At 71.7% G+C, this 26,335-nt stretch carries 21 protein-coding genes and 1 pseudogene; 3 read left to right on the top strand and 19 right to left on the bottom strand.

Annotated features, from left to right (window positions below):
* Positions 1–7: 7 nt before the first annotated feature.
* The 6 genes from QRY02_RS00880 to gltB form a co-directional block, all read right to left on the bottom strand.
* Entirely contained in the window at positions 8–1,399 is a 1,392-nt protein-coding gene (locus tag QRY02_RS00880; protein ID WP_285989576.1) for a class II 3-deoxy-7-phosphoheptulonate synthase, read from the bottom strand.
* Positions 1,400–1,496: 97 nt separating this feature from the next.
* Positions 1,497–1,736 (bottom strand): hypothetical protein, encoded by a 240-nt coding sequence (locus QRY02_RS00875; protein ID WP_285989575.1) that lies wholly within the window; start codon positions 1,734–1,736, stop codon positions 1,497–1,499.
* A 24-nt stretch (positions 1,737–1,760) separates the two neighbouring features.
* Positions 1,761–3,155: an alpha/beta hydrolase gene (locus QRY02_RS00870; protein WP_285989574.1), complete on the bottom strand. Its 1,395-nt coding sequence runs from the start codon at positions 3,153–3,155 to the stop codon at positions 1,761–1,763.
* A gap of 81 nt (positions 3,156–3,236) precedes the next feature.
* Positions 3,237–4,124, bottom strand: a complete 888-nt coding sequence (locus QRY02_RS00865; RefSeq protein WP_285989573.1) for a trypsin-like serine peptidase — start codon at positions 4,122–4,124, stop codon at positions 3,237–3,239.
* A gap of 398 nt (positions 4,125–4,522) precedes the next feature.
* Complete coding sequence (locus QRY02_RS00860) at positions 4,523–6,028, bottom strand: glutamate synthase subunit beta (protein WP_285989572.1); 1,506 nt, start codon at positions 6,026–6,028, stop codon at positions 4,523–4,525.
* A complete protein-coding gene (gltB, locus tag QRY02_RS00855) occupies positions 6,021–10,574 on the bottom strand; it encodes a glutamate synthase large subunit (RefSeq protein WP_285989571.1) in 4,554 nt (1,517 codons plus the stop codon). Before gltB ends, QRY02_RS00860 begins: the two co-directional genes overlap by 8 nt.
* A 300-nt stretch (positions 10,575–10,874) precedes the next feature.
* Here gltB and QRY02_RS00850 point away from each other — a divergent pair, with 300 nt between their 5' ends.
* A complete protein-coding gene (locus QRY02_RS00850) occupies positions 10,875–11,660 on the top strand; it encodes an SDR family oxidoreductase (RefSeq protein WP_285989570.1) in 786 nt (261 codons plus the stop codon).
* Between the two features lie 188 nt (positions 11,661–11,848).
* A pseudogene (locus QRY02_RS48535) lies at positions 11,849–12,046 on the top strand (IS110 family transposase); the annotation flags it as partial.
* 115 nt (positions 12,047–12,161) lie between these two features.
* Here QRY02_RS48535 and lgt read toward each other — a convergent pair.
* The 4 genes from lgt to QRY02_RS00825 form a co-directional block, all read right to left on the bottom strand.
* A complete protein-coding gene (lgt, locus tag QRY02_RS00840; RefSeq protein ID WP_285989568.1) occupies positions 12,162–13,214 on the bottom strand; it encodes a prolipoprotein diacylglyceryl transferase in 1,053 nt (350 codons plus the stop codon).
* Positions 13,215–13,337: 123 nt separating this feature from the next.
* Positions 13,338–14,507, bottom strand: coding sequence for a M20 metallopeptidase family protein (locus QRY02_RS00835; protein WP_285989567.1), 1,170 nt, complete (start codon positions 14,505–14,507; stop codon positions 13,338–13,340).
* On the bottom strand, positions 14,504–15,628 hold the full coding sequence (locus QRY02_RS00830) for an amidohydrolase family protein (RefSeq protein ID WP_285989566.1): 1,125 nt from the start codon (positions 15,626–15,628) through the stop codon (positions 14,504–14,506). The genes QRY02_RS00835 and QRY02_RS00830 overlap by 4 nt, the downstream gene beginning before the upstream one ends.
* Positions 15,625–17,067 carry an APC family permease gene (locus QRY02_RS00825; protein WP_285989565.1) on the bottom strand — a complete coding sequence of 481 codons (1,443 nt, stop codon included), beginning with the start codon at positions 17,065–17,067 and terminating at the stop codon, positions 15,625–15,627. Before QRY02_RS00825 ends, QRY02_RS00830 begins: the two co-directional genes overlap by 4 nt.
* 45 nt (positions 17,068–17,112) lie before the next feature.
* Here QRY02_RS00825 and QRY02_RS00820 point away from each other — a divergent pair, with 45 nt between their 5' ends.
* Positions 17,113–18,471: a glutamine synthetase family protein gene (locus tag QRY02_RS00820; RefSeq protein ID WP_285989564.1), complete on the top strand. Its 1,359-nt coding sequence runs from the start codon at positions 17,113–17,115 to the stop codon at positions 18,469–18,471.
* Here the strand turns inward: QRY02_RS00820 and QRY02_RS00815 are convergent.
* The 9 genes from QRY02_RS00815 to trpC all read right to left on the bottom strand — a co-directional run bounded on the left by QRY02_RS00815 (position 18,463) and on the right by trpC (position 26,322).
* Positions 18,463–19,125: a peptidoglycan recognition protein family protein gene (locus tag QRY02_RS00815; RefSeq protein ID WP_285989563.1), complete on the bottom strand. Its 663-nt coding sequence runs from the start codon at positions 19,123–19,125 to the stop codon at positions 18,463–18,465. The two genes, QRY02_RS00820 and QRY02_RS00815, sit on opposite strands and share 9 nt — an antisense overlap.
* Before the next feature lie 114 nt (positions 19,126–19,239).
* Entirely contained in the window at positions 19,240–20,448 is a 1,209-nt protein-coding gene (locus tag QRY02_RS00810) for a cytochrome P450 (RefSeq protein ID WP_285989562.1), read from the bottom strand.
* On the bottom strand, positions 20,445–20,978 hold the full coding sequence (locus QRY02_RS00805; protein WP_285993731.1) for a GTP-binding protein: 534 nt from the start codon (positions 20,976–20,978) through the stop codon (positions 20,445–20,447). The genes QRY02_RS00810 and QRY02_RS00805 overlap by 4 nt, the downstream gene beginning before the upstream one ends.
* Before the next feature lie 52 nt (positions 20,979–21,030).
* Entirely contained in the window at positions 21,031–21,390 is a 360-nt protein-coding gene (locus QRY02_RS00800; RefSeq protein ID WP_285989561.1) for a DUF742 domain-containing protein, read from the bottom strand.
* A 1-nt stretch (position 21,391) separates the two neighbouring features.
* Positions 21,392–21,808: a roadblock/LC7 domain-containing protein gene (locus QRY02_RS00795; RefSeq protein WP_285989560.1), complete on the bottom strand. Its 417-nt coding sequence runs from the start codon at positions 21,806–21,808 to the stop codon at positions 21,392–21,394.
* Positions 21,805–23,166 (bottom strand): sensor histidine kinase, encoded by a 1,362-nt coding sequence (locus tag QRY02_RS00790; RefSeq protein ID WP_285989559.1) that lies wholly within the window; start codon positions 23,164–23,166, stop codon positions 21,805–21,807. The genes QRY02_RS00795 and QRY02_RS00790 overlap by 4 nt, the downstream gene beginning before the upstream one ends.
* Positions 23,167–23,516: 350 nt before the next feature.
* Positions 23,517–24,308 (bottom strand): tryptophan synthase subunit alpha, encoded by a 792-nt coding sequence (gene trpA, locus QRY02_RS00785; protein ID WP_285989558.1) that lies wholly within the window; start codon positions 24,306–24,308, stop codon positions 23,517–23,519.
* Complete coding sequence (trpB, locus tag QRY02_RS00780; RefSeq protein ID WP_285989557.1) at positions 24,305–25,516, bottom strand: tryptophan synthase subunit beta; 1,212 nt, start codon at positions 25,514–25,516, stop codon at positions 24,305–24,307. Before trpB ends, trpA begins: the two co-directional genes overlap by 4 nt.
* Complete coding sequence (gene trpC / locus QRY02_RS00775) at positions 25,513–26,322, bottom strand: indole-3-glycerol phosphate synthase TrpC (RefSeq protein WP_285989556.1); 810 nt, start codon at positions 26,320–26,322, stop codon at positions 25,513–25,515. Before trpC ends, trpB begins: the two co-directional genes overlap by 4 nt.
* Positions 26,323–26,335 lie beyond the last annotated feature (13 nt).

Raw genomic sequence — 26,335 nt, 5'->3', positions numbered from 1 at the left:
ACGGGCCTCAGCCGCGGAGCATCTCCGCGACCAGGAACGCCAGCTCCAGCGACTGCTGCGTGTTCAGCCGCGGGTCGCAGGCCGTCTCGTAGCGGCCCGACAGGTCGACGTCCGAGATCTCCTGGGCGCCGCCCAGGCACTCGGTGACGTCTTCGCCGGTCAGCTCGACGTGGATGCCGCCGGGGTAGGTGCCCAGCTTGTTGTGCACCTCGAAGAAGCCCTGGACCTCGTCGACGATCCGGTCGAAGTGGCGGGTCTTGTAGCCGGTGGACGACTCGTGGGTGTTGCCGTGCATCGGGTCGCACTGCCAGATGACCTTGTGCCCGGACGCCTCGACCTTCTCCACGATCGCCGGCAGCACCTCGCGGACCTTGCCGTTGCCCATCCGCGCGATGAGCGTCAGCCGGCCCGGCTCGGAGCGCGGGTCGAGCCGCTCGACGTACTCCAGCGCCTGCTCCGGCGTGGTGGTCGGACCGATCTTCAACCCGATCGGGTTGGCCAGCAGCTCGGCGAACGCGATGTGCGCGCCGTCCAGCTGGCGGGTCCGCTCGCCGATCCAGAGGAAGTGCGACGAGAGGTTGTAGAGCTTCGGGTTGGCGGCGTCGGCGTTGTCGAGGCGCAGCATCGAACGCTCGTAGTCGAGCAGCAGCGCCTCGTGGCTGGCGAAGATCTCGGTGGACTGCAGCGAGGTGTCGGTGACGCCACAGGCGCTCATGAACCGCAGGCCGCGGTCGATCTCGTTGGCCAGCGACTCGAAGCGCTGCGCGGCCGGCGACGCCGACACGAAGTCCTTGTTCCAGTCGTGCACCTGGTGCAGGTCGGCCATGCCGGCGGCGGTGAGGGCGCGGACCAGGTTCATCGCCGCGCCCGCGTTCGCGTAGGCGCGGATCATCCGGCCGGGGTCCGGCACGCGCAGCTCGGGCTTGGCGACCAGGGAGTTGATGATGTCGCCGCGGTACACCGGCAGGCCCAGCGCGTCCGTCGCGGCCGAGCGCGGCTTCGCGTACTGGCCGGCGATGCGGCCGACCTTGACCACCGGCAGGCTCGCGCCGTAGGTGAGCACGACGGCCATCTGCAGCAGCGTGCGCAGGTTGGCCCGGATGTGCGGCTCGGTGTTGGACTCGAACGTCTCCGCGCAGTCGCCGCCCTGCAGGAGGAAGGCCTCGCCGTTGGCGACCATCGCCAGCCGGCCCTTCAGCCGGTCGATCTCGGCCGGGACGGTGATCGGCGGCACGCTCTCCAGCACGCCGCGGACCCGCCGGGTCGCCTCGGGGTCGGGCCACTCCGGCTGCTGCGCGGCCGGCAGCGCCAGCGCCTTGTCGAGCCGCGTCCGCAGTTCGGGCGGCAGCGGCGGCAGCTCGGGCAGTGTGTCGACGGGGACGTCCACAGTCCAGTTCACGCAGACCAGGATAAGGTTCGCGCCGCGGCCCCCTCCGCCCGGTTGGCCACCGGGGTCCGGTGCGGGTCCGCACGCCGCCCCGACCCGGCCCCGGAACTCAGCAGGGCCGCCCGGACGCGAACGTCGCGCCGGCGTACGCCCGGGAGAACGGCGGGATCCTGAGCAACGAGCCGCGGTAGTCCGGAGCTGTGCACAGGCACCACTCGTCCTGACCGCCGTTCTGTTCGGCGATCGCGGTGAACGGCGGCTTGGACGAAGGGGCCGCCGGCAGGCAGCGGGAGTTGCCGTCCGGGCCGACGCCGAAGGGGCCGCCGGCAGGCCCGCCGCCAGCAGTCATTTCCTCCGAGGGAAATGACCCCCCTCATCCTCCCGACTGACAGGACCCGTCGGCCGCGGGGAAGACCCCGTCACGCAGGTAGCCCAGCACCGCCGCGTTTCCACAAGCGTTCTCCCGCGTGAAGACCCCGTGCCCGCCGGCGTCGACGGTGACCATCCGCGCGCGGGCCCCGAACGCCGCCCGCGTCTCGCGCGCGCCGGACAGCGGGGTCGCCGGGTCGCGCAGGTTCTGCACCAGCAGGACGTTCGCCGGCCCGGGGCCGCCGACGTGCACCGGCGGCTCCGCGCGTTCGACGGGCCAGAACGCGCACGGGTTCACGTTCGCCGCGGCCGGGCCGAACATCGGGTGCCGCGCCCGTTCGAATTCGACCGCGCGCTGGTAGTAGCCGACCTGCTCGGGCCAGTCGGCGTCGTTGCAGAGCACCTGGAGCTGCAGCGCGGCGTGGTTGTCGCCGTCGAGCGGCCCGGCCGCGGCGCGCGCGGTGCCCGCCCACTCCCGGGCCACGGCCGGGAAGGACGCGTCGTCGTAGAGGCCGTTCCACGTGTCGGACCGGAACCCGGGCCCGCGGACGGCGGCGAGCTCGAAGAACTTCGCCGTCACCGCCGCCGGGATCCGCCCCAGGTGGTAGACGTCGTCGCGCTGGGCCGCCCACGCGGCGAAGTCCGGGAAGCGGTCCTCGAACCCCTCCGCGAAGCGCTGGTTGGCGCGGACGTCGAGACCACGCGGGCCGAGGACGCTGTCGAGCACGATCCGGTCCGTGCGGCCCGGGAACATCGACGCGTAGGCGGCGCCGAGGTAGCTGCCGTAGGAGACACCGTAGTAGGAGATCTTCTTCTCCCCCAGCGCTTCCCGGATCCGGTCGAGGTCGCGGGCGGTGTTCGCGGTGGTCATGTGCGGCAAGAGATCCTTTGTGGACGCGGAGCCGCACCGCACCGCCACGGCCCGCGCTTTCGCCGCCGTGGCGACGACGTCCCGCGGCCCGTCGGCGTACGGGCCGAGCACGGCGCCGCGCTCCTCCGGGGTCGTCATGCCGCACGTGACCGGCGTGCTGTAGGTGGTGCCGCGGGGGTCGAAGCCGATGACGTCGTAGGCGTCCGGCAGGCCGGAGCCGCCCATGCGCTGCTGCAGCTGGGCGGGCATGGCGAGCCCGGGACTGCCCGGCCCGCCGGGGTTCATCAGCAGCACGCCGCGGCGCTTCCCGGGGGTGCCGAGGCGGCGGGACAGGGTGAGCTCGATGGTGCGGACCGGGTGCGCGTAGTCGAGCGGCACGCGCAGGGTGGCACATTCCAGGCCGGCGGTCGGGGACGGCGACATGCCGTAGTCCGGGCAGGGGGCCGTCCACTGCAGTCTCGGGGCCGCCTCGGCAGGCGGCGCGGCGAGCAAGGGCAGGAAGGCCAGCGCGATCAGCGTTTTTCGCATGCCCCGACCCTGCCGCGGCGGGCCCGCGCGGACGTCAGCCCAGGGACCGGAGCTCCGGCTCCGCCCCTGGGCTGACGTGGGTCACGCGGCTTGCGCGCGGTTGTACAGGTTCTGCGCGTCGGTGCCGAAGTACGGCCCGAACATGTAGCCCGGCAGGAAGTTGTAGCCGAAGCTGTTCACCGAGGCCTGCACGCCGGCGCCGGTGCCCTCGTTGAACGAGAGGAACCAGGGGCCGCCGCTGGAGCCACCGGTCATGTTGCAGCTCATGCCGTGGTCCTTGGTCAGCAGGAAGTCGGTGAAGGTGGTGCCGCTGCAGTAGATCAGCTTGGTGCCGTCGTAGGGCGCCGCGGCCGGGTAGCCGAAGGTGTACATGCTCTGGTTCTTCGGCTGGTTGAAGGCGATGCCCTGCGCGCCGACGACGTCGGTGAGCCGCTGGGAGTTCAGCGGGTTGACGACGGCCATGCCGACGTCGTAGTTGATGTCCTCGCTGGCTTCCCACTGCGGCGTGGTGAGGGTGGTCTTCGCCGTCCACTGGCCGTAGGGGGCGTTGCCGTTGTTGTAGCCGGGCACGAAGACCCATTGGGTGTGCCAGGTGCCCTGGTACTTCACGCAGTGCCCGGCGGTGACGACGACGCTGCCGTTGGTGCTGGTGACGGCGTCCCCGGAGCAGGAGGCCTTTTGGCCGTTGAAGAGGAAGAACACGCGCCCGGCGGTCGTGGTGACCTTGCCGCCGCCGGTCCAGGGCCCACCGCCGTTCGGGATGCTCCGGATGATCGCGCTCTGCCCTGCGGCCACGTCTTTCGGCGTGAAGGCCGGGGCTTTGACGAGCGAGTCCATCGGCACGGCCGCCCGCATGGCATCGGGCGTCCAGAACGGTTTGGGCGCGGCCTGGGCGGGGCCGCCGACCAGGGCGAACGCGAGGGAGAGGACGGCGGTGACCACCGCGGCCCGGAGTTTCGTGTGCTTCAAGACGCCCCACCTTCCGCAGAAGTGAATCGTCGCAAAGGCGACACAACCACTCGAAAGTAGTTGGCCGTGTACACACTGCACAGCCGCCGTCCGGCGTAACGCTTTCAGGCCGGTCAGCCGGGCTGGGGGTCAGGTCCCATTCGAGCCTCCTGCATCCTGATGAACTGGTCGACGACCTCGGTCAGGCCGGGGTGCTCGTCCGGCTGCAGAACCGGCAGGATCGCCGGCCACTCTGCCGACGGAGGCCGAGTTCACGATCCTCTCCGGCTCGTCGTCCGCCGGCTGGGCCATCGACGATCCTCCCCATCCACTGGCTTCCCCTGCGTCGCTACAGAAATGCCCGACGCTACGCCGAAAGCCCCCTCGCCAATGGCGAGGGGGCCTCCGAAACGAACCGATCAGACGACCGCGAGCGGCAGCGCCGTCGGGTGGACCGGGGCCGGCAGGTCCGACGCGCCCGTCAGGTACGTGTCCACCGCGTTGGCCACCGAACGGCCCTCCGCGATCGCCCACACCACCAGGGATGCCCCGCGGTGGGCGTCGCCGCAGACGAACACCCCGGGCGTCTCCGTCTGCCAGTCCGCGCCGCACGACAGGGTTCCGCGGCGGGTCAACGACAAGCCGAGCCCGTCCAGCAGGGGCATCTCCTCGACGCCCTCGAAGCCGATCGCCAGGAGGACCAGGTCGGCCGGGAGCGTCTCGATCTCGTCGTTGACCGGGATGACCTCGCGGCGGCCCGTCGCCGGGTCCTTCTGGACGCGGACCTGCTGCAGCTCCACTCCGGTGATCCGGCCTTCGGAACCGACGAACCGCTTGACCGCCACCGCGAACTTCCGCTCGCCCGCCTCCTCGTGCGCCGCGTACGTGCGCAGGATGTACGGCCAGGTCGGCCAGGGCGACCGCGCGTCGTCGCGGGCCGACGGCGGCATCGGGTACTGGTCGAGCTGGGTCACCGACAGCGCGCCCTGGCGGGTCGCCGTTCCGTAGGAATCCGCGCCGGTGTCGCCGCCGCCGATGATGACCACGTGCTTGCCGCGCGCGTCGATCGCCGGGGGGCCGTCGCCCTCGACGTACTTGTTGGCCGGCACCAGGTGCTCCATCGCCAGGTGGATGCCCGCCAGCTCGCGGCCCGGTGTCGTCGTGTCGTCGCGGCCGCGCAGCGCGCCGACCGCGAGCACCACCGCGTCGTACTGCGCGCGCAGGTCCTCCACCGAGAGGTCGACGCCGACCTCGCAGCCCGTCACGAACCGGGTGCCTTCCTTGCGCAGCTGCGCCAAGCGCCGGTCGAGGACCTTCTTCTCCATCTTGAACTCGGGGATGCCGTAGCGCAGCAGCCCGCCGAGGCGGTCGTCGCGCTCGAACACCGTGACCTCGTGCCCGGCGCGGGTCAGCTGCTGGGCGGCGGCCAGCCCGGCCGGCCCGGAGCCGACGACGGCGACCCGCCGCCCGCTGGACACCTCGGACACCTGCGGCTGGACGTAGCCCGCTTCCCAGGACTGGTCGGCGATCGTCTGCTCGACGCGCTTGATCGACACCGGGCCGCCCGACAGCGGCGAGATCGACAGCACGCAGCCCGCTTCGCACGGCGCCGGGCACAGCTTCCCGGTGAACTCCGGGAAGTTGTTGGTCGCGTGCAGCCGGTCGCTCGCCGCGGCCCAGTCGCCGCGGCGGACCAGGTCGTTCCACTCCGGGATCAGGTTGCCCAGCGGGCAGCCGGAGCCGCCGGAGTGGCAGAACGGGATACCGCAGTCCATGCACCGCGACGCCTGCTTGCGCACCTGGTCGTTGCGCTCGCCCGGGTCGACGTCCGCGTAGACCTCGCCCCACGAGGAAAGCCGTTCCTCTTTGGACTTCTTCTTCGGCTCTTCGCGCTCGTACTTGAGAAAACCGGTCGGGTCAGCCACGAGCGGCCTCCATGATCGCCTCGTCGACGTCGCGGCCGGCGGCGCGCGCCGCCTTCGCCGCGTCCAGGACCCGCTGGTAGTCGCGCGGCATCACCTTCGTGAACGCCACCGACCGGCGCGGCCAGTCGCCGAGCAGCGAGGCCGCCACCGCGGAGCGGGTGAGATCGTAGTGCTGTTGCACGGTCTTCTTCAGCCACGCCAGGTCGTCGGCGGTCGGGCGCAGCAGGTCCACCATGTCCTGGTTGACCTTCTTCGCGTCGACGTCGAGGACGAAGGCGATGCCGCCGGACATGCCGGCCGCCAGGTTGCGCCCGGTCGGGCCGAGCACCACCGCGCGGCCGCCGGTCATGTACTCGAAGGCGTGGTCGCCGACGCCCTCGGCGACGACCGTGGCGCCGGAGTTGCGGACGCAGAAGCGTTCGCCGACCTGGCCGCGCAGGAAGATCTCGCCGGCCGTGGCGCCGTAGGCGATGGTGTTGCCCGCGATCGTCTGCGCCTCGGCGGCGAAGGACGCCTCCGGGTCGGGCCGGACGATGATCCGGCCGCCGGAGAGGCCCTTGCCGACGTAGTCGTTGGCGTCGCCGACCATGTCGAGGGTGATGCCGCGCGGCAGGAACGCGCCGAGCGACTGGCCCGCCGAACCGGTGAGCGTGACGTTGATCGTGCCCTCGGGCAGGCCGTCCCCGCCGTAGCGGCGGGTGATCTCCGAGCCGAGCAGCGTGCCGACGGTCCGGTTGACGTTGCGCACCGGCAGCTCGATGTTCACGTGGTGCGCGTCTTCCAGCGCCGCCTCGGCGAGCTGGATGAGCGTGCGGTCCAGCGCGTGCTCGAGGCCGTGGTCCTGGCCGCGCGTGCGTCGCTTCGCGCCGCCGTACGGGGTCTCCGACGGCATCTCGAAGATCGGCGTCAGGTCCAGCCCGGACGCCTTCCAGTGGTCGACGGCCTCGTCGGTGTCCAGCAGCTCGGCGTGCCCGATGGCCTCGTCGAGCGTCCGGAAGCCCAGCGCCGCCAGGGTTTCCCGGACTTCTTCGGCGACGAACTTGAAGAAGTTGACGACGTGCTCGACCTGGCCGGTGTAGCGCTTGCGCAGTTCCGGGCTCTGGGTGGCGACGCCGACCGGGCAGGTGTCGAGGTGGCAGACGCGCATCATGATGCAGCCCGCGACGACGAGGGGGGCCGTCGCGAAGCCGTACTCCTCGGCGCCGAGCAGCGCCGCGATGACGACGTCGCGCCCGGTCTTCATGGCGCCGTCCACCTGCACGGTGATCCGGTCGCGCAAGCCGTTGAGCAGCAACGTCTGCTGGGTCTCGGCCAGGCCGATCTCCCACGGCGTGCCCGCGTGCTTGAGCGAGTTCATCGGGGACGCGCCGGTGCCGCCGTCGTGGCCGGAGATGAGCACGACGTCCGCGTGCGCCTTGGACACGCCGGCCGCGACCGTGCCGACACCCAGCGCGGACACCAGCTTCACGTGGATGCGGGCGTGCTCGTTGGCGTTCTTCAGGTCGTGGATCAGCTGGGCCAGGTCCTCGATGGAGTAGATGTCGTGGTGCGGCGGCGGCGAAATGAGGCCCACGCCCGGCGTGGAGTGCCGGGTCCGCGCGATCCACGGGTACACCTTGTTCGGCGGCAGCTGGCCGCCCTCGCCGGGCTTCGCGCCCTGCGCCATCTTGATCTGGATGTCGTCGGCGTTGACCAGGTACTCGCTCGTGACGCCGAAGCGGCCCGAGGCGACCTGCTTGATCGCGCTGCGGCGCTCGGGGTCGTAGAGCCGCTCGGGGTCCTCGCCGCCTTCACCGGTGTTGGAGCGGCCGCCGATCCGGTTCATCGCGATGGCCAGGGTTTCGTGCGCCTCGGCCGAGATCGAGCCGTACGACATCGCGCCCGTGTTGAAGCGCTTGAAGATCGCCTCGGCGGGCTCGACCTCGTCGAGCGGCACCGGCTCGCGGACGCCGTCCTTGAACGCGAACAGCCCGCGCAGCGTGCCGCCCTCGCGGTAGAGGCGGTGCACCTCTTCGGTGTACTTGCGGTAGACCTCGTCGCGGCCGGTCTTGGACGCGTGCTGCAGCAGGAACACCGTCTCCGGCGTGAACAGGTGCAGCTCGCCCTCGCGGCGGTAGGCGTATTCGCCGCCGGTGTCGAGTCCACGGTGGACACGGTCGGTCGGGTTCTCCGGGTAGGCGCGGCGGTGGCGCGTCGCGACCTCTTCGGCGAGCACCTCGAGGCCGACGCCGCCGAGCTTCGACGACGTCCCGGTGAAGTACTCGTCGAGCAGGTCCTGGCTCAGGCCGAGGGATTCGAAGACCTGGGCGGCGGTGTACGCGCCGACCGTGGAGATGCCCATCTTGGACATGATCTTCAGGACGCCCTTGACCAGTGCCTGGACGTAGTTGCGGATGGCCTTGGCGGCTTCGATGCCGGTGACCGCGCCCTGCCCGATCATGTCTTCGATGGTCTCGAAGGCCAGGTACGGGTTGACCGCGGCGGCGCCGTAGCCGAGCAGCAGCGCGATGTGGTGCACCTCGCGGGCGTCGCCGGATTCGACGACCAGGGCGACGCGCAGGCGTTCCTTGGTGCGGACCAGGTGGTGGTGCACCGCGGACACGAGCAGCAGCGACGGGATCGGCGCCATCCGGTGGTCGGAGTCGCGGTCGGACAGCACGAGCGTGCGCGCGCCGGCCGCGATCGCCTCGGAAGCCTCCCGCCGGACGCGTTCGATCGCCGACGCCAGCGCCTCGGCGCCGCCGTCCACTTCGTACAGTCCGGAAAGGACACTGCAGGCGAAGCCGGGGAGGTCGCCGTCGTCGTTGATGTGGATGAGCTTGGCGAGCTCGTCGTTGTCGATGACCGGGTACGGCAGCTTCAGGTGGCGACACGATGCCGGGCCCGGGGCCAGGAGGTTGCGCTCCGGGCCCATGATCCGCGCCATGCAGGTGACGAGCTCTTCGCGGATCGCGTCGAGCGGCGGGTTGGTCACCTGGGCGAAGTTCTGCTTGAAGTAGTCGTAGAGCAGCCGGGACCGCTTCGACAGCACCGCGGGCGGGGTGTCGGTGCCCATCGAGCCGATCGGCTCGGCACCCTTCTCGGCCATCGGCGCGAGCAGGATCTTGAGCTCTTCTTCGGTGTAGCCGAAGGAAAGCTGACGCCGCAGCACGGAGTCGTGGCTCTGCACGACGTGGTCGCGGTCGGGCAGCTCGGCGATCTTGAGCAGGCCCGCGTGCAGCCACGAGTCGTAGGGCAGCTCGGCGGCCAGCGCGGACTTGACCTCTTCGTCGTCCACGATCCGGCCGGCCTCGGTGTCGACCAGGAACATCTTGCCGGGCTTGAGCCGCCCCTTGGCGACGACGTCCTTCGGAGCGACGTCCAGGACGCCGGCCTCGCTGGCGAGCACGACGCGGTCGTCGGCCGTGCGCCACCAGCGCGCCGGGCGCAGGCCGTTGCGGTCCAGGACCGCCCCGACCAGGCTGCCGTCGGTGAAGGTGACGCAGGCCGGGCCGTCCCACGGCTCCATCAAGCTGGCGTGGAACTGGTAGAAAGCGCGGCGCTCGGGCTTCATGGTGGCGTGGTTCTCCCACGCCTCCGGGATCATCATCAGCACCGCGTGCGGCAGCGACCGGCCGCCCAGGTGCAGCAGCTCGAGCACCTCGTCGAAGGACGCCGAGTCCGACGCGTCCGGGGAGCAGATCGGGAACAACCGCGAGAGGTCGCCGGAGATGACGTCGGATTCCAGCAGCGCCTCACGCGCCCGCATGCGGTTGCGGTTGCCGCGGATGGTGTTGATTTCGCCGTTGTGGGCCACGAACCGGAACGGGTGGGCCAGGGGCCACGACGGGAAGGTGTTGGTGGAGAAGCGGGAGTGCACCAGCGCGATGGCGCTTTCCAGCCGCTCGTCGCGCAGGTCGGCGAAGAACGCCGGCAACTGCTCCGGCGTCACCATGCCCTTGTAGACGATCGTCCGCGAGGACAGCGACGGGAAGTAGGTGCCGCAGCCGGCGTTCGCGCTCTCGTTCTCGACGCGCTTGCGCAGGCAGAAGGCGAGCCTGTCCAGCTCCACGCCCGATTTTCGGTCGCCGGCCACGAAGAGCATGGCGAAGTGCGGCATGACCGAGCGGGCGGTCGGGCCGATGTCGGCGCGATCGGCGTCGACGGGGACCTCCCGCCAGCCGAGGACCTCCAGGCCCTCTTCGACGGCGATGCGTTCGGCGAGCCCGACGGCCTTGCGGCGCTGCTCGGCGTCTTGCGGCAGGAACGCGATGCCCGCGGCGTAGGTGGGGTGCCCGTGCTCGTCGGGTTCGGGCAGCTCGAAGCCGGCTTCGGCCCGCAGCAGCGCGTCGGGCAGCTGCAGCAGGATGCCGGCGCCGTCGCCGCTGGTGGGCTCGGCGCCCGCGGCGCCGCGGTGGTCGAGGTTGGTCAGCGCGGCCAGGCCGTCGGTGACGATGCCGTGGGAGCGGCGCCCGCGGATGTCGGCCACCATGGCCACACCGCAGGAGTCCTGCTCGGTCTCCGGGTCGTACAGACCCTGCTTGCCGGGCATGGCGGAGAAGATCAACGGGACCTCCTTCGTCGTCTTGTCGTGCGGGGCCGGGCTACCGGCCGGGGGAGCGCACGGGACGACGATGGCCCGCTTGTTAGCGCGACTTTAACACCTGGGAAACACCGCAGCAGCACTTCAGAGCGCCTCGGACGACGTCGGACGGTAACGATCTGGCTGCGCGGAACGACATAGTTCCTGATGGGTTCCCGGTAGTTCGTTCCGCTAAGTATACGGCCCGCGAACCCGGCTCAAAACCACTGTGCCGTGATCGGCGCACTGTGTCCCCGCTCACTAGAACGTGTTACATTTCGCCGCATGATCCTCGATCGGTTCAAGCTCACCGACCAGGTCGCGGTGGTCACCGGCGCCGGACGCGGAATCGGCGCGGCCACCGCTCTGGCCCTCGCCGAAGCGGGCGCCGACGTGGTGATCGCGTCCCGCACCGAGTCCCAGCTCAAGGAAGTCGCTGCGCGCGTTTCCGACGCGGGCCGCCGGGCGTTCCCGGTGCCGGTGGACCTCTCCTCCCCCGAAGCCGCGGCGGCACTGGCCGAGACGGCGGTGTCGGAGTTCGGCCGGCTCGACCTGGTGGTCAACAACGTCGGCGGCACGTACCCGCGCCCGTTGCTGGAGTCGACGGTGGACTTCATGGAGGAAGCGTTCCGCTTCAACGTGGCCACGGCCCACGCGCTGACGGTCGCGGCGGCACCGTCGCTGGTGAAGACGGGCGGCTCGGTGGTCAACATCTCGTCGGTGATGGGCCGGGTCAGCGGCCGCGGCTTCGCGGCGTACGGGACGGCGAAGGCGGCCCTGGCGCACTACACGCGCCTGGCGGCGGCGGACCTGGCGCCTCGCGTCCGGGTCAACGCGATCTCGGTGGGATCGGTGGCGACATCGGCGCTGGAGATCGTGGTGGGCAACCCGGAACTGAAGTCGAAGATGGAGTCGGCGACACCGCTGCACAAGATCGGCGAAGCGGAGGACATCGCGGCGACGGTGGTGTTCCTGGCGTCGCGGGCCGGCGGGTACATCACGGGCAAGATCCTCGAGGTCGACGGCGGGTTGCAGGCGCCGAACCTCGAGCTGGGCCTGCCCGACCTCTGACCCTCACTGGTGGACGTTGGCGGAGGACAGGCGGATGCGTCTTGTCTGCACCTCGGGCCTGCCGGGTCACTGCCGGGCTGCCCCAGTCACCCGGTGGGGTGACCTGGCTGAAAGTTGCCGGGCCCGGTGGCCCGGGACGTGCAGATCGGCCATAGGGCTATGCGCCAAGGCTTGCCGGCGTTGATGCCATCGGACGCCGGATCGAGGAAGCCACTCTCGCCCACTCGCGGGCCGGGCTGAGCAGAATCACCGCCCTGTTGTCCCGGCACAGGGTGCGCCGGGTCGGGATCGAGCGTGGTGACGGGCCTGTCGTCGAACACTTGCTGCGAGACGGTTTCGAGGTTGTGGTCATCTCGGCCAGGCAGGTCACCTCGCTGCGGGCCCGTTACGGCAGCGCCGGCAACAAGGACGACCGGTTCGATGCCCTCGTCCTGGCCCATCTTCCAGTCCTTGCCCCGGGCCGGACCTGGACCCACAACCAGGCCGCTTGGCATAGGGCTCTCAGCTCTCGTCGGTCTTCTTCGGCTCTTCCGCCGGTGCCTCCTCGGCCGGGGCCTTTTCGGCCGGGGCTTCGGCGGCGACCTTCGCGTGCTCGGGCTCGGCGGCGGTGGCGGAGTCGGAGTCGGCCTCCGAAGCTTCGGGCTCCTCCGCGGCCACCGGGACCTCGTCCGGGCCCGGGGCGTCCTTGCTCACCAGCGTCTCCGGCGCCTCCCGCGGCCCCCGCTTGCCCGCGACCACGAAGTACGCCGCCGCCCCGAGGAACAGCAGGATCGACGTCCACACGTTCACCCGCAGGCCGAGGATGTGGTTGGCCGTGTCCGTCCGCATCATCTCGATCCAGCCGCGGCCGACCGTGTAGCCCGCCACGTACAGCGCGAACGCCCGCCCGTGGCCGAGCTTGAACTTGCGGTCCGCCCATACCACCAGCAGCGCGACCAGCAGGTTCCAGAGCAGCTCGTACAGGAACGTCGGGTGGACCGGGCTCTCCGGCAGCGGGATGTGGCCCGTCGCGACGCCGTTCAGCAGGTTCTCCGGGTCCTCCGGGTTGAAGCGCTGGAAGACCTCGAGCCCCCACGGCAGGTCCGTGTGCGCGCCGTAGAGCTCCTGGTTGAAGTAGTTGCCGATGCGGCCGATCGCCTGCGCGACGACGATGCCGGGGGCGACCGCGTCCGCCATCGCCGGCAGCGGGATGCCCTTGCGGCGGCAGGCGATGAGCGCGCCCACCGCGCCGAGGGCGATCGCGCCCCAGATGCCGAGGCCGCCGTCCCAGATCGCGAACGCGTTCCACGGGTTGCGGCCCTCGGTGAAGTACAGCTCGGGGTCGGTGATCACGTGGTACAACCGGCCGCCGACCAGGCCGAACGGCACCGCGAACACCGCGATGTCGACCACCGTGCCCTTGGTGCCGCCGCGGGCCACCCAGCGCCGCTCGCCCCACCAGATCGCCACGATGATGCCGGCGATGATGCACAGGGCGTACGCGCGGAGCGGGATCGGTCCCAGGTGCCAGACACCGCGGTCGGGGCTGGGGATCGTCGCGAGGTAGGCGCTCATCACGCGGCCACCGTAGCGCTAGCGTGCCCTTCGTCACCAACCCGGCCGCAGTTACGGCCGCTGGCTTATCGGCAATGGTCACGTGCCGTTCGGAGGGGGCGGCCCTACTTTTTGGCCGGGTTGCTAAGGCACCGGAGCATCCAAGGCGGCCAGGTACCCCGCCACCAGCGCGTGCGCGACCTGGGTGACGGCTTGGTCACGCGGCAGGAACCGGTCGTCGTGCAGGCTCGGCACGCCCGCCGTGTCGCCGAGGCCGACGAACAGCATGAGCCCGCGGGTCGCGCCGCCGCAGTAGTGGGCGAAGTCGTCGGCGCCGAACGAGCGGAACTGGTCGTCGACGACGAAGCCCGCGTGCCGCAGCCACTGCTGCGCGCCCGCCGCCAGCGCCGCGTCGTTGTCCAGGACCGGCTCGCACGGGCTGATCTCCAGCTCGGCCGTGCAGCCGTGCGCCCGCGCGGTGCCGTGCACGATGTCCGCAAGCGTTTCCAGGGCGCGCTCGCGGTCCTTCGTGCGCATCACGCGCAGCGAGCCGAACGCGCTCGCGCTGTTCGGGACGACGTTGGCTGCCGTGCCGGCCTGGATCCGGCCGATCGAGCAGACCGCGCCGAACACCGGGTCGATCCGGCGCGACGCGAGCTGCTGCAGGCTCACGACCAGCTGCGACAGCGCCAGGATCGGGTCGCGCAGCAGGTGCGGGTAGCCGGCGTGGCCGCCCTGACCCTGCATGGTCACCTCGAACTCGTCGGTGGAGGCGTTCACCGGTCCCGGCGCCGCCGAGACGACGCCGTGCGCGATCCGGGGCTGGACGTGCGCGCCGATCACCGTGTCGACCCCGTGCTCGGCCAGCACCCCGGACTCGACGACGTCGAGCGCGCCGGGCGGGGACGTCTCCTCCCGCGGCTGCAGCAGCGCCAGGATCGGCCGCGGCACGCCGACGCGCTCCGCGGCCCGGCAGACGGCGACCAGCGCGGCGAGGTGGACGTCGTGGCCGCAGGCGTGCATCAGCTCGTTCCCGGACGCCCACGGCACGCCGGTGCCCTCCAGCACCGGGAGGGCGTCGAGCTCGGCCCGCAGCGCCACGGCCGGGCCGTCCCCGCCGGGCACCGGGATGGCCCGGCCGGTCTTGGCGACGCGGGTGCCGTCGCCCACGCCGAGCGCGGCGGCCACCAGGCGAGCGGTGTCCTCCTCGTCGCCGGAACCCCGGGGGTCGGCGTGCACGGCGTGCCGGAGCTCGACGGCGGCGGGCAGTTCGCCGGCGATCGCCTGCGTCCACCGGGTCCACAGATCACTCACACGTGCTCCAAGCGGTAGATCCTCTTCGCGTTCTCGTGTCCCACCAAAGCACACAGCCGGACGGCGTCCTTTTCGGACATCGCGTCGGCGGCCAGAGCCGCGCGGACGAAGTCCGACAAACCCTGCCGGAACAGGGCCGTGCCCAGGTGGTACAGCTCGGCCAGGCCGAAGGCGTCGGTGGAGAAGAGCACCTTCCCGAACGGCGCGAGCTCCAGGAGCTCGGCCAGCACGGCCGGCGCCCGGAACCCCGCGTTGTGCGTGATGAGCCCGGCGTCGACGAACACGTGCTCGAAGACCTGCGCCAGATACGCGGCGTGGCGGTGGAACGGGTAGTTGTGCAGCAGCAGGATGGGCACGCCGCTGCCGCGGGTCGCCCGCAGCAGCCCGGTGAGCAGCAGCGGGTCGCCGCGGTGCAGGTCGACGTCGGCGTCGCCGTAGCCGACGTGGAACTGCACCGGCAGGCCCAGGTCGAGGCCGGTGAACACGAGGTGGCGGTGCAGCACCTCGTCGGCCAGCCGGGTGCCGCCCGCGGCGAGCCACCGCCCGGCGGCGGCTTCGACCTCCGACGGCGTCGGCCGCTCCCCCGCCAGTTCCAGGCCGACGCGGTAGGCCGCGATCGACTTCAGCCCGACCGCCGTCGAGGCGCGCCTCTCCAGCTCGTCGGCGAAGGCCGCGGCGAACCCGGCCGCGGTGGTCCCGCCGATCACCGCCTCCGCGACCTGTTCCAGCCGGACGACGTCGTGCGCGCGCGTGCCCGCGAGCCCGGCGAGCTCCGCGGTCGTGGTCAGCGAGTCCGGCAGGAACCCGCCGTCCACGAGGAAATCGGTCGTGCCGGTCGCCCGCAGGAACCGCCGGGCCACCTCGGCCGCGCCGAGTTCGGCGCGGCGCTCGAGGTAGTCCTCGGCCGGGGCGTGCTTCGGCAGGTCGAGCACGGGTGCGCAGCGTTCGCGCACAGCCAGCCCGATGAGCGTGTCGAACAGGCTCGTGCCGAGCGGCGAGGGCGCGTCGGCCTCCGTCAACATCGCCTCGAAGCCCGCGCGGGTGACGTCCCGGGTGACGACGCCGTGGCAGTGGTGGTCCACCAGCGGCAAGTCCGCGACGAACGGGACCAATCCGGTCATGCGCCTCCGTCCACACTCGTCAGCCTTTCCCCCACCCTACGAGCGTAAGCGGGCGCGGACAGCACCAAGATCACCGCGAGCGCGAGCACCGCCGCGGCGACGACCGGGAACCACCGCGCCGGGCCTTCGGTCGGGTACGGCACCACGTTGACGTACACGGTGTACCCGAGCACGGCGAGCGCGCCGACCGGGAAGACGAGGTGCCACCCCGGCACGCGCATCCTCCGCTTCACGAACAGCAGCAGGATCGCCCCGACCGTCGTGAGCAGGTAGATCACCAGCAGGATGAGCGTCCCGATCGAACCGGACCAGGCGAACGTGTCCGACGCCGTCGCGCCGAAGAACAGTGCGCACACCAGGATGATCAGCGCCGCCGCGGCGGTCACGGCGCTCACCGCGGCCACCGGTGTGCCGCGCGAAGACGTCCGGCCGATGCCCCGGCCGCCGACCGCGTCGCGGCCCAGGGCGTAGAGCAGCCGCGAACCCCCGACGACGCAGGCCAGGCAGCAGCCGAACGCGCTGATCGCGGCGCCGACGCTGATGACGTCGCCGACCCAGGCGCCCGCGTACCGGCTGCCGAGGTCGCCGAGCAGGGACGGCGAGTCGTGGAACGCGCCCGCGTCGCTGCCGAACGCCATCATCTCGACCGCGGTCACCACCACGAAGTAGAGGCCGCCGAAGATCGCCGTGCCGAGGATCGCGCGCGGGATGTTGCGCTTCGGGTCGTGGGTTTCCTCCCCCAGCGTCGCGGCGGCTTCGAACCCGGCGAAGGACAGGAACCCGAAGACCGCGCCGAGGAACACGCCGGACAGCCCGGTTTCCGGGACGAAGACGGCCATCGTGAACCGGGCGCCGCCCGGGGCGTTCCCGGCGACGAGCCGGACTCCGATCACGACGGTGACCAGCAGGATCACCGCGATCGTCGCGCCTTCGACGGCGAGCAGGGTGCTCGTGCCGCGGCGGGCGGGCAGCACGGACAGCAGCCAGGCACCGGCCAGGGCGACGGCCGTCAGCACGAACGGGCCCCAGGACGGCGGGTCCGGCCAGATGCCCACCTGCGTCAGGAAAGCCGTGCCCAGCGTGCCCGCGGCCGAGCTCGTCACGACGGCGTAGAACGTGTACGTCCCGAGCAGACCGATGCCCGAGATGACGCCCGCGCGCGGGCCGAGGGTGGCGCCGACGAACGCGTACACCGAACCGGCGTGCTGGTAGTACTGGCAGAGCTTGACGAAGCCGTACGCGACCAGCAGGACGCCGACCGCCGAGAGCAGGAAGGCGAGCGGCACGGCGCGGCCGGCGGCCGCGGCGGTCTGCTGGGGGTTGATGTTGGCGGCCATGCTCGGGGCCATCAACGCCACGGACAGGCCGACGGCCTGCCAGACGGAGAGGGACCGGCGCAGCCCTGGACGGGTTTCGGCGGTGTCTGACAAGATCTTCACCTCTTTCTCAGGTGAGCGGATCCAGTGAACAGGCACGGGGGCAGGATGAGCCAGCTCGATCGGGCGGAACTCGCACAACAAGGCGCACTCCGGGCCGACGGCCTGCGTGCCGCCGGCGTGGAGCTCGTCGCGCTGACCTTCGTGGACAACAGCGGCATCGCGCGGGTGAAAGCCGTGCCGGTGGACCGGCTGTGGTCGGCGGCTGCGTGGGGCGTCGGCGCGTCGAACTCGTTCGACTTCTTCCTGGCCAACGACGACATCGTGAGCGGTACGCATTCGCATGGCCCGGTCGGTGACCTGCGGCTGCACCCGGACCTCGACGCGCTCGTGCCGCTGGCCGCGCAGCCCGGCTGGGCGTGGGCGCCGGCGTGGCGGTACGACCAGGAAGGCGAGCCGCACCCGCAGGACGCGCGGGCACTGGCCGCGGCCGCGACGGCCCGGCTCGCGGAGCTGGGCTACAACGCGCGGACGGCGTTCGAGATCGAGTGGGTCATCACGGCGGCCGACGCGCCGGACGACCCGCGCTCGGCCACCGCGGGCCCGGCCTACGGCTACGCGCGGCTGTCTTCGCAGGCGCGCTACCTGCGCACCCTGGTGTCCACGTTGGCCGCCCAGGGGGTCGCGGTGGAACAGATCCACCCGGAGTACGCGGCCGGGCAGTTCGAGGTGTCGGTGGCGGCCGGCGACCCGGTGCGCGCGGCGGACGTCGCGGTGCTGACGCGCGAGACCATCCGGACGGTCAGCGAGCACCACGGGTTGCGGGCGTCGTTCACGCCGAAGTTCGCCCCGGACGGCGTCGGCAACGGCGGCCACGTCCACCTGAGCCTGTGGGACGGCGACCGCAACCTGTGCGCCGGCGGCGACCGGCGGTTCGGGCTCACGGAGACGGCGGAGGCGTTCGGCGCCGGGATCCTTTCCCGGCTGCCGGCGCTGCTGGCGATCGGCGCGCCTTCGGTGGTCAGCTACCTGCGGCTCGAGCCGCACCACTGGGCCGGGGTGTTCCGGGTGTGGGGCCTGGAAAACCGCGAGGCGCCGCTGCGGCTGGTCCAGGGCCCGGCCGGGCAGCGCGAGCGGGCGGCGAACTTCGAGGTCAAGTGCTTCGACCTGACGGCGAACCCGTACCTGGTGGTGGCAGCGCTGATCTTCGCGGGCCTGGCCGGGGTCGAGGCCCGGGAGAGCTTGCCGGAGCCGGTCGACGTCGACCCCGGAACGCTCCCCTCCGCCGAGCGGCTGCCGACCTCGCTGGCCGACGCGGTGGCGGCGTTCGAAGCGGACCCGGCGTTGACTTCCGCGTTCGGCCCGGAGCTGGCGACGACGCTGGTGGACGTCCGCCGCGGCGAGCTCGACCGGTTCGGCGCCCTGCCGCCGGACGAGCTGTGCGCGGTGATGCGGTACCTACATTGACTTGAGCGCCTTGGCGACCTCGCTGCGCAGCTGCGGGAGTTTCGCGTAGAGGCGGTCGCCCGGGCATTCGGTGTTGTAGAAGTCGCGGTGGCCCTTGATCTCTTCGACGGGGATGCCGTACTGGCGGCAGATGTAGGCGCAGAAGACGACGAGCGAGGCGAACTGCGTCTCGGGCGGCTCGACGCTGGTGTAGAGGCCTTCGTTTTCGATGCCGATGGTGTTCGTGTTCTGCCCCGGGCAGTGCGCGCCCTGGATCATCGTGGTGCGGCCGCGCAGCGCGTCCAGGCTGCCGTGGCGCCCTTCGAGGCGGTACCCGCCGCGGCTGACGGTGAAGTGCTGGCCGGTGTCGGACCAGCCGTTGTTGTCGATGTGGTCGTGCTGGTCGTCGCGCGCGACCTGGAAGGCGTGGGCCAGGGAGTAGTCGGTGCTGTTGGCGCTGGCGATGTGGTGGATGAGGATGCGGTTCGCGGGGTGGTCGAGCGTGGTGAGCGCATCGGCGGGCGGCCGGGCACCCCACTCGGCACAGCTGTAGATCCGCGGCGGCGCGGTGGCGGCCCGGGCGGCTTTCGGGAGGACCAGTCCGGCGGCACCGGCGACGGCGAGCCCGGCGGCACCGCGGAGGAAGCTGCGCCGCGGGAGGTGTGCGATGTCCATGCCGCGGACCCTTCCGCGGCGGCGTACAGCTTTCGTACAAAAGCCGGCCAGTCGGGGCGGATTGTGGTGGTGAAGGGCCAGATGAGCTCGATATCCGCGTTGTGGCGCTCGGCGTCACCAGGCCAGGGAGAACTTCACCGGCAGCGCCGCCAAGCCGCGGAACAGCGGCGACGGCCGCCACTCCAGCGCGTCGGCCGGCACCGCCAAGACCACGTCCGGGAGCCGGTCGAGCAGGACTTCGATCGCCGCCTCGGCGATGACCTTGGCGATCTCCTGGGCGGCGTACGGGCACCGGTGTTCGCCGTGGCTGAACGACAGGTACGCCTGGTTGCCGGTCGAGGCCTGCGGGACCGGCCGGACGAGCGGGTCCTGGTTGGCCGCGGCGAGCCCGAGGATCAGCAGGTCGCCCTGGCGGATCTGCCGGCCGCCCAGCCGGAGGTCGTGGACGGCGAACCGGCCCGGGAAGTTCTGGGTCGGCGTGTCCTCCCAGAGCACCTCGTTCAGCGCCTGGCCGACGCTCCGGCGTCCGCCGGACAGGGTCATCGCGAAGCGGTCGTCGGTGAGCATCAGCCGCAGGGTGTTGCCGATCCAGTAGGCGGTGGGCAGCTGGCCCGCGTTCATCAGGTGGAGCAGGTCCTCGGTGATCTCCTCGTCGGCGAGCGCCGCCGGGTGGGCCAGCAGCCGCGACGTGACGTCCGGCCCGGGGGCGCGTCGTTTGGCCTCGACCATGCGCCGCACCTTGTCCCGGACGCGCGCGTAGGCGTCGTTCGCGCCCTCGCCGGCGGCGTGCGTCCGGTAGACGTCCTGGACCAAGTCGGCGGTCTCGGCGTCCGGCACGCCGATCATCTGGGCCACGACGGGCAGCGGTATCCCGTCGGCGTACTGGGTGATCAGGTCCGCTTCGCCGGATCCGGCGAAGGCGTCGATGAGCTCGTCGGCCACCTGCTGGGCCCGTGCGCCCAGGTCGAACTGGTCGACGGCGCCCAGTGCCTCGTCGAGTGCCCCGGCCCGCCGCCGGTGCTCGGCGCCCTCGGCGAACATCATCGTGGGCTGGTAGGCCAGCAGCGGCAGCAAGGGCCAGTCGGCCGGAACCCGGTCCCAGGCGTTCCACCGCCGTGAGTCCCGCCCGAAGACCTCCGGATTGCTCACGACGTGCTGCACCTCGCGGTAGCCCAGCACCAGCCACGCCGGTACATCCCCGTCGAGCAGGACCGGGGCCACCGGCCCGTGCGCGCGCCGCATCTCCGCGTAGAGATCCGCGGACGTCTGCTGGAACAGCGGCCCGGACAACGGCGTGGCGAGTGCGGGCTGAGGGGTGCTCATGGCGTGGTCTCCCGTGCGGAGGACAGGGCGAAGAGGTGGTTGACGAGGGAGAGCAGGACGGTCTTGCTGGAATCGCGCCGGCGGGCGTCGCAGTCGATCAGCGGGACGTCGGCGGACAGGTCGAGAGCCTGGCGCACCTGGTCCAGGGAGTGCTGCGGCTCGCCGAAGTTGTTGCGCGCGACGATGAACGGCGTCCCGTGGTGTTCGAGGCGGTCGATGGAGTACCAGGAGTCGGCCAGCCGCTGGGTGTCCACCAGCACGACGGCGCCCAGGGTCCCGGCGAACAGCCGGTCCCAGAGGAACCAGAACCGCTCCTGGCCCGGTGCGCCGAACAGGTACAGCACCATGTGCTCGTTCAGGCTGATCCGCCCGAAGTCGAACGCGACCGTGGTGGTGGTCTTGCCGGGCGAGGCGCCCTCGTCGATCCCGACGCCCGCCTGCGTCATGGTTTCCTCGGTGCTCAGCGGGCGGATCTCGCTGACCGAACGGACCATGGTCGTCTTGCCGACGCCGAACCCGCCGACGATCACGATCTTCAGCCCGTCCCTGGCGGTGCTCGGCAGCGGAGTACGGACGTCCTGGTCAGAGCTTCTGCAGTCCAACGAGTACCTGCTTCAGGGTTTCGAGATCGGGCAGGTCGGTGTCCACGGGAGCCGAGGACGGGTGGCGGGCGGTGATCCGGCCGGTGTCGAGCAGGTCGCACAACAGGATCTTCACGACGCTCACCGGAAGGCCCAGCTCCGAGGCGACCTCCACCATCGCCGTCGGGTGACGGCACAGGCGCAGGATCTTGACGTGCTCGGACTGCATGCCCGGAACCGGATCGCCTTCGCTCACGATCAGCGTCACCAGGTCGAGCGCGCTCTCGTTCGCGCGGCTGCGCCCACCGGTGACGGTGTACAACCGGTCGGGGTCTTCGCGGTGCAGGTCTTCCCGGGTCATGTCATCCGGCCGCGGTGTGCTGCTGGGGGCGGGCCGGCGCGGTCAGGTACTCGCCCAGCTGCTCGACGAGCTCGTTCATGTTGTGGCCGATGAGGCCGACGTCCGCGTCGTCGGCGGCGATCACGGCGAGGTGGGCTCCGGCGCCGGCTTCCACGATGAACAGCATCCCGCCGTGGAACTCCGTCATGGACTGGCGCACGCCGCCGGTGCCGTCGCCGAACTCGATGGACGTGCCGTACGCCAGGCTTTGGATGCCCGAGGCGATGGCGGCCAGCTGGTCGGCCTGGTCGATCGTGAGCCCGCGGGTGTGGCAGAGCTTGAGACCGTCCTTGGACAGCACCAGGGCGTGCCGGGTGCCCGGCGTCTTGCCCAGGAGGTTCTCCAGCAGCCAGTCGAGATCGTGGTCCGTGGTGTTCATCGGCTGTCCTCCGAAGGAGCAGAAGGGCGGGTTCCCCGGCCGGCCGCGTGGAAAGCACTGAACCGCGCTCCGGCGTCGGCCCGAGCCGGTGCGGGCTTCGCCGCCGGCGGCGGCGCTGCCTTGGGCGCGGCCGCCAGCGTCTGCCCGCGACGTCGCTGCGGCAGCCCGGACAGCCCACCCTCCACAGTGGACACAGGTGCGGCGGGAGGCGCTTCGGCGGGCTCGGCGCGCACCGCCGCCGGGGCCGGGGTGACCGGCGGAGCGACCGGTTCGGGCTGGGTGATCAAGGTCCGGGGGATCATGACCACCACTCCGGTGCCGCCCCGCGCGGACGGCCTGAAGTGCACGCTCAGACCGTGCTTGCGCGCCAGGCACCCGACCACCGCCAGGCCCAGCCGGGTCCCGGACAGCGTGGTGAGGTCCAGCGGCTCGGCGGAAACCGCACGCACGGCACGCTCCAGCGCCGCGGGACCCATGACGAGGCCACTGTCCTCGATCGTGACCACCACACCCGCGTGCACCTCCTCCACGTACACGTGCACGTCCTCCGACGGCGGGGAAAAGCTGGTGGCGTTGTCCATCAGTTCCGCCAGGGCGTGCATGACCCCTTCGGCGGCGTACCCGGCGACCGCGACGGTGCTGGTCGAGTGCGTCCGCACCCGCTGGTAGGCGCTGATGCGTCCCATCGCCCCGCGCAGGATGCTTTCCATCACGATCGGCTTGGTCCAGCGCCGGCCGGACCGCGCTCCGGTCAGGACCGCGATGCTGTCCGCCAGGCGGCCCGCCTGCGCGGTGCGGTGGTCCAGTTCGAGCAGGTCGCCGAGGACGTTTTCGTCATACCGGCCTTCCATCTCGCGCAGGTCGGCCAGCATGCTGGTGGCCAGGGCCTGAACGCGGCCGGCGGCGTTGGCGCAGGCCGCCGTCGTGGCCGCGCGCATGCGCTCTCCCCGGCTGATCTCCCGCGCGATCGTCTCCAGCAGCCGCCGGTGGGCACCGTCGACGGAATCCGGCACCGCGGCGAGCGCGGTGTCCGCCGACGCGCCGTCGCGCACCCGCCGGACCACCGCGGGCAGCGTGTCGTCGGCGAGCCGGGCGACCCCCGCGTCCAGGACCGTGATCCGGTCACGGAAGCGGCGCGCCGCCTGCGCGCAGTACGCGGCGATCGTCACGGCCGCACACACCACAGCGGCGGCCACCCCGCCGTACCAGGCCACGAACGTCCGGTCCGCCGCGGGCACCGCGGCCGTCATCCACCACCAGAGGCCCCCGGTGATGACGATCGCGGCCGGCAGAACGAACAGGGCTCGGCCCACCGGCAGGCGCGCTGCCTGATCGGGAGCGGGCAAGTGCACTGACATCGATCAGGTCCTCGTGGGGCGGTCGGAGACAGGACACCCGATATCGCGCGGTGCGCGGGAGGCGCGCCCGGGTTCGCGCGCAATGGGCTGGAGGGTGAACGGCGACTGCCGTGGTGTCGGCTGGGGAGCGTCGCCTGCGGCGAGCAAGACCCTAGCGCCGATCTTTCCCGTTCGTAAGAGTCAATTTCGGCGGCGCATCTTCCCCGGTCTCCGCCGTTTCCGGGAAGTCAATTCCCAACGGATCGGTCCGCAAATAGGAAAACGGCGAAGAATGGTGTTCAGCCGCAATCGTGGCCGACCGGGAATCCGCGAAGGCACCCGAGCCCCGGCACCCGGGAGGGCACTCCGGGTCAAGCGGTGGCGACCGCCCGGCGCACGCCCTCGGCCAGCTCGGCAGACAGGGCACGAACCCCGGACGAGCCCTCGGCCGCCGCCGTGACCAGGGCCGAGCCCACGATCACCGCGTCCGCGAAGGAGGCCACCTGGGCCGCCTGCTCACCGGACCGGACGCCGAGGCCGACGCCGATCGGCAGGTCCGTGTGGGCCCGCGTGCGGCGCACCAGCGCCTCGGCTCCCGCGCCGACCTGGTCGCGTGCGCCCGTCACGCCCATCACCGCGGTCGCGTAGATGAAGCCCGACGACGCGGCCGCCGTGAGCGCGAGCCGCTCCTCCGACGACGAAGGCGCGACCAGGAACGTCCGGTCCAAGCCGTGCTCTTCGGACGCCGTCATCCACGCGCCGGCCTCGTCCGGGATCAGGTCGGGCGTGATCAGGCCGAGCCCGCCCGCCGAAGCGAGGTCGCGCGCGAAGCGGTCCACGCCGTAGCGGTTCACCGGGTTCCAGTACGTCATCACCACCGCGCGGCCGCCGCGGGCCGACACCGACTCGACCACCTCGAACAGGTGCTTGAGGCGGAAGCCGTTGTCCAGCGCGGTCACCGAGGCGGCCTGGATGGTCGGACCGTCCATCACCGGGTCCGAATACGGGACGCCGACCTCGATCAGGTCCGCGCCACCGTCGACGCAGGCCGCGATCAGGTCCTTCGAGCCGTCGACCGTCGGGAAGCCGGCCGGGAGGTAGCCGATCAGCGCGGCACGCCCCTCGGCGCGCGTCGCGGCGAAGAGGTCGTCGAGCCCGCTCATCCGTTCACCAGTCCGAACCACTTGGCCGCCGTGTCCATGTCCTTGTCGCCGCGACCCGACAGGTTCACGACGATCAGCCCGTCCGGGCCCAGCTCGCGGCCCAGGTCCAGCGCGCCGGCCAGCGCGTGCGCCGACTCGATCGCCGGGATGATGCCCTCGGTGCGGGACAGCAGCTTGAACGCGTCCATCGCCTGGGCGTCGGTGATCGGGCGGTACTCGGCGCGGCCGGTGTCCTTCAGCCACGCGTGCTCCGGGCCGACGCCCGGGTAGTCGAGCCCGGCCGAGATCGAGTGCGACTCGACCGTCTGGCCGTCTTCGTCCTGCAGCAGGTACGTCATCGCGCCGTGCAGGCTGCCCGGGGTGCCCTTGGTCAGGGTGGCGCCGTGGCGGTTGCCCTCGATGCCCTCGCCGCCCGGCTCCAGGCCGACCAGCCGCACGGACGGGTCGTCGTAGAAGCCGGAGAAGATGCCGATCGCGTTCGACCCGCCGCCGACGCACGCGGCGACGACGTCGGGCAGGCGCCCGGCCTGTTCGAGGATCTGCTCCCGCGCCTCGGTGCCGATGACGTGGTGGAAGTTGCGCACCATCGTCGGGAACGGCGCCGGGCCGGCGGCCGTGCCGAAGAGGTAGTGCGTGGTGTCGGCGTTGGTGACCCAGTCGCGCAGCGCCTCGTTGATCGCGTCCTTCAGCGTCCGCGACCCGGTCTTGACCGGGATCACCTCGGCGCCGAGCAGCCGCATCCGGGCCACGTTCAGCGCCTGGCGCTCGGTGTCGACCTCGCCCATGTAGACGACGCAGTCGAGGTCGAGCAGCGCGCACGCGGTGGCCGTCGCGACGCCGTGCTGGCCCGCGCCGGTCTCGGCGATGACCCGCTTCTTGCCCATCCGCTTGGTGAGCAGCGCCTGGCCCAGCACGTTGTTGATCTTGTGAGAGCCGGTGTGGTTCAGGTCCTCGCGCTTGAGGAACACCCGCGCGCCACCGGCGTGCTCGCCGAAGCGCTTGGCCTCGGTGAGCAGCGACGGACGGCCCGCGTAGTCCTTCAGCAGGCGGTTGAACTCGTTCAGGAACTCCGGGTCGTGCCGGGCCTTGTCGTACTCGGTGGCGACCTCGTCGACGACGCCGATCAGCGCCTCCGGCATGAACCGCCCGCCGTACGGGCCGTAGTAGCCCCGTTCGTCCGGGTCGTGCTTGTCGTGCTCCTGGGTCACCGCGACGGCCTCGGGCAGGCGGGGTGGGAACCGGCGGTGACCAGCTTGACCAGGGCGCCCTTCGGGTCGCCGGAGGCGACGAGCCCCTCGCCGACCAGCACCGCGTCGGCGCCGTGGCCGGCGTAGGACATCAGGTCGCCCGGGCCGCGGACACCGGACTCGGCGACCTTGTAGACGTCCATCGGCAGGCCGGGGGCCAGCCGCGAGAAGACGTCGCGGTCCACCTCGAGGGTGTGCAGGTTGCGCGCGTTGACGCCGATGACCTTGGCGCCCGCCTCGAGGGCCCGGTCGGCCTCCTCGGCGTTGTGGATCTCCACCAGCGCGGTCATGCCGAGCGATTCGACGCGGTCGAGCAGCGCGACGAGCGCGTTCTGCTCCAGCGCGGCGACGATCAGCAGCACCATGTCGGCGCCGTGCAGGCGGGCCTCGTGCACCTGGTAGGGGCTGACGACGAAGTCCTTGCGCAGGATGGGGATGTCCACCGCCGCGCGGACCGCGTCCAGGTCGGCCAGCGAACCGCCGAAGCGGCGCTGCTCGGTGAGCACGCTGATCACGCGCGCCCCGCCGGCCTCGTAGTCCTTCGCCAGCGCGGCCGGGTCGGGGATGTCGGCCAGGTCGCCCTTCGAGGGGCTGCGCCGCTTGACTTCGGCGATCACGCCGATGCCGGACTCGCGCAGGGCGGCCATCACGTCGCGCGGCGCCGGGGCGGCGGCCGCGCGGATCTTCAGCTCGTCGAACGGCAGCGCGGATTCCCGCACGGCGAGGTCTTCCCGCACGCCGGCGACGATGTCTTCGAGCACGGTCACCGGACGCCCCCGC

The sequence above is a fragment of the Amycolatopsis sp. DG1A-15b genome, from assembly GCF_030285645.1.
In the GTDB taxonomy this organism is placed as follows: Bacteria; Actinomycetota; Actinomycetes; order Mycobacteriales; family Pseudonocardiaceae; genus Amycolatopsis.
Note: the sequence above shows the minus strand (reverse complement) of the source record. Positions and strands in the feature narration are given on the sequence as shown.

Excerpts from the sequence above, each read along its gene's own strand:
- QRY02_RS00875 (WP_285989575.1), bottom strand. The coding sequence starts at position 1,736 with ATGACTGCTGGCGGCGGGCCTGCCGGCGGCCCCTTCGGCGTCGGCCCG.
- QRY02_RS00850 (WP_285989570.1), top strand. The coding sequence starts at position 10,875 with ATGATCCTCGATCGGTTCAAGCTCACCGACCAGGTCGCGGTGGTCACC.
- QRY02_RS00815 (WP_285989563.1), bottom strand. The coding sequence starts at position 19,125 with ATGGACATCGCACACCTCCCGCGGCGCAGCTTCCTCCGCGGTGCCGCC.
- QRY02_RS00810 (WP_285989562.1), bottom strand. The coding sequence starts at position 20,448 with ATGAGCACCCCTCAGCCCGCACTCGCCACGCCGTTGTCCGGGCCGCTG.
- QRY02_RS00800 (WP_285989561.1), bottom strand. The coding sequence starts at position 21,390 with ATGACCCGGGAAGACCTGCACCGCGAAGACCCCGACCGGTTGTACACC.
- QRY02_RS00790 (WP_285989559.1), bottom strand. The coding sequence starts at position 23,166 with ATGTCAGTGCACTTGCCCGCTCCCGATCAGGCAGCGCGCCTGCCGGTG.
- lgt (WP_285989568.1), bottom strand. The coding sequence starts at position 13,214 with ATGAGCGCCTACCTCGCGACGATCCCCAGCCCCGACCGCGGTGTCTGG.
- QRY02_RS00795 (WP_285989560.1), bottom strand. The coding sequence starts at position 21,808 with ATGAACACCACGGACCACGATCTCGACTGGCTGCTGGAGAACCTCCTG.
- QRY02_RS00830 (WP_285989566.1), bottom strand. The coding sequence starts at position 15,628 with ATGACCGGATTGGTCCCGTTCGTCGCGGACTTGCCGCTGGTGGACCAC.
- QRY02_RS00870 (WP_285989574.1), bottom strand. The coding sequence starts at position 3,155 with ATGCGAAAAACGCTGATCGCGCTGGCCTTCCTGCCCTTGCTCGCCGCG.
- trpA (WP_285989558.1), bottom strand. The coding sequence starts at position 24,308 with ATGAGCGGGCTCGACGACCTCTTCGCCGCGACGCGCGCCGAGGGGCGT.
- QRY02_RS00820 (WP_285989564.1), top strand. The coding sequence starts at position 17,113 with ATGAGCCAGCTCGATCGGGCGGAACTCGCACAACAAGGCGCACTCCGG.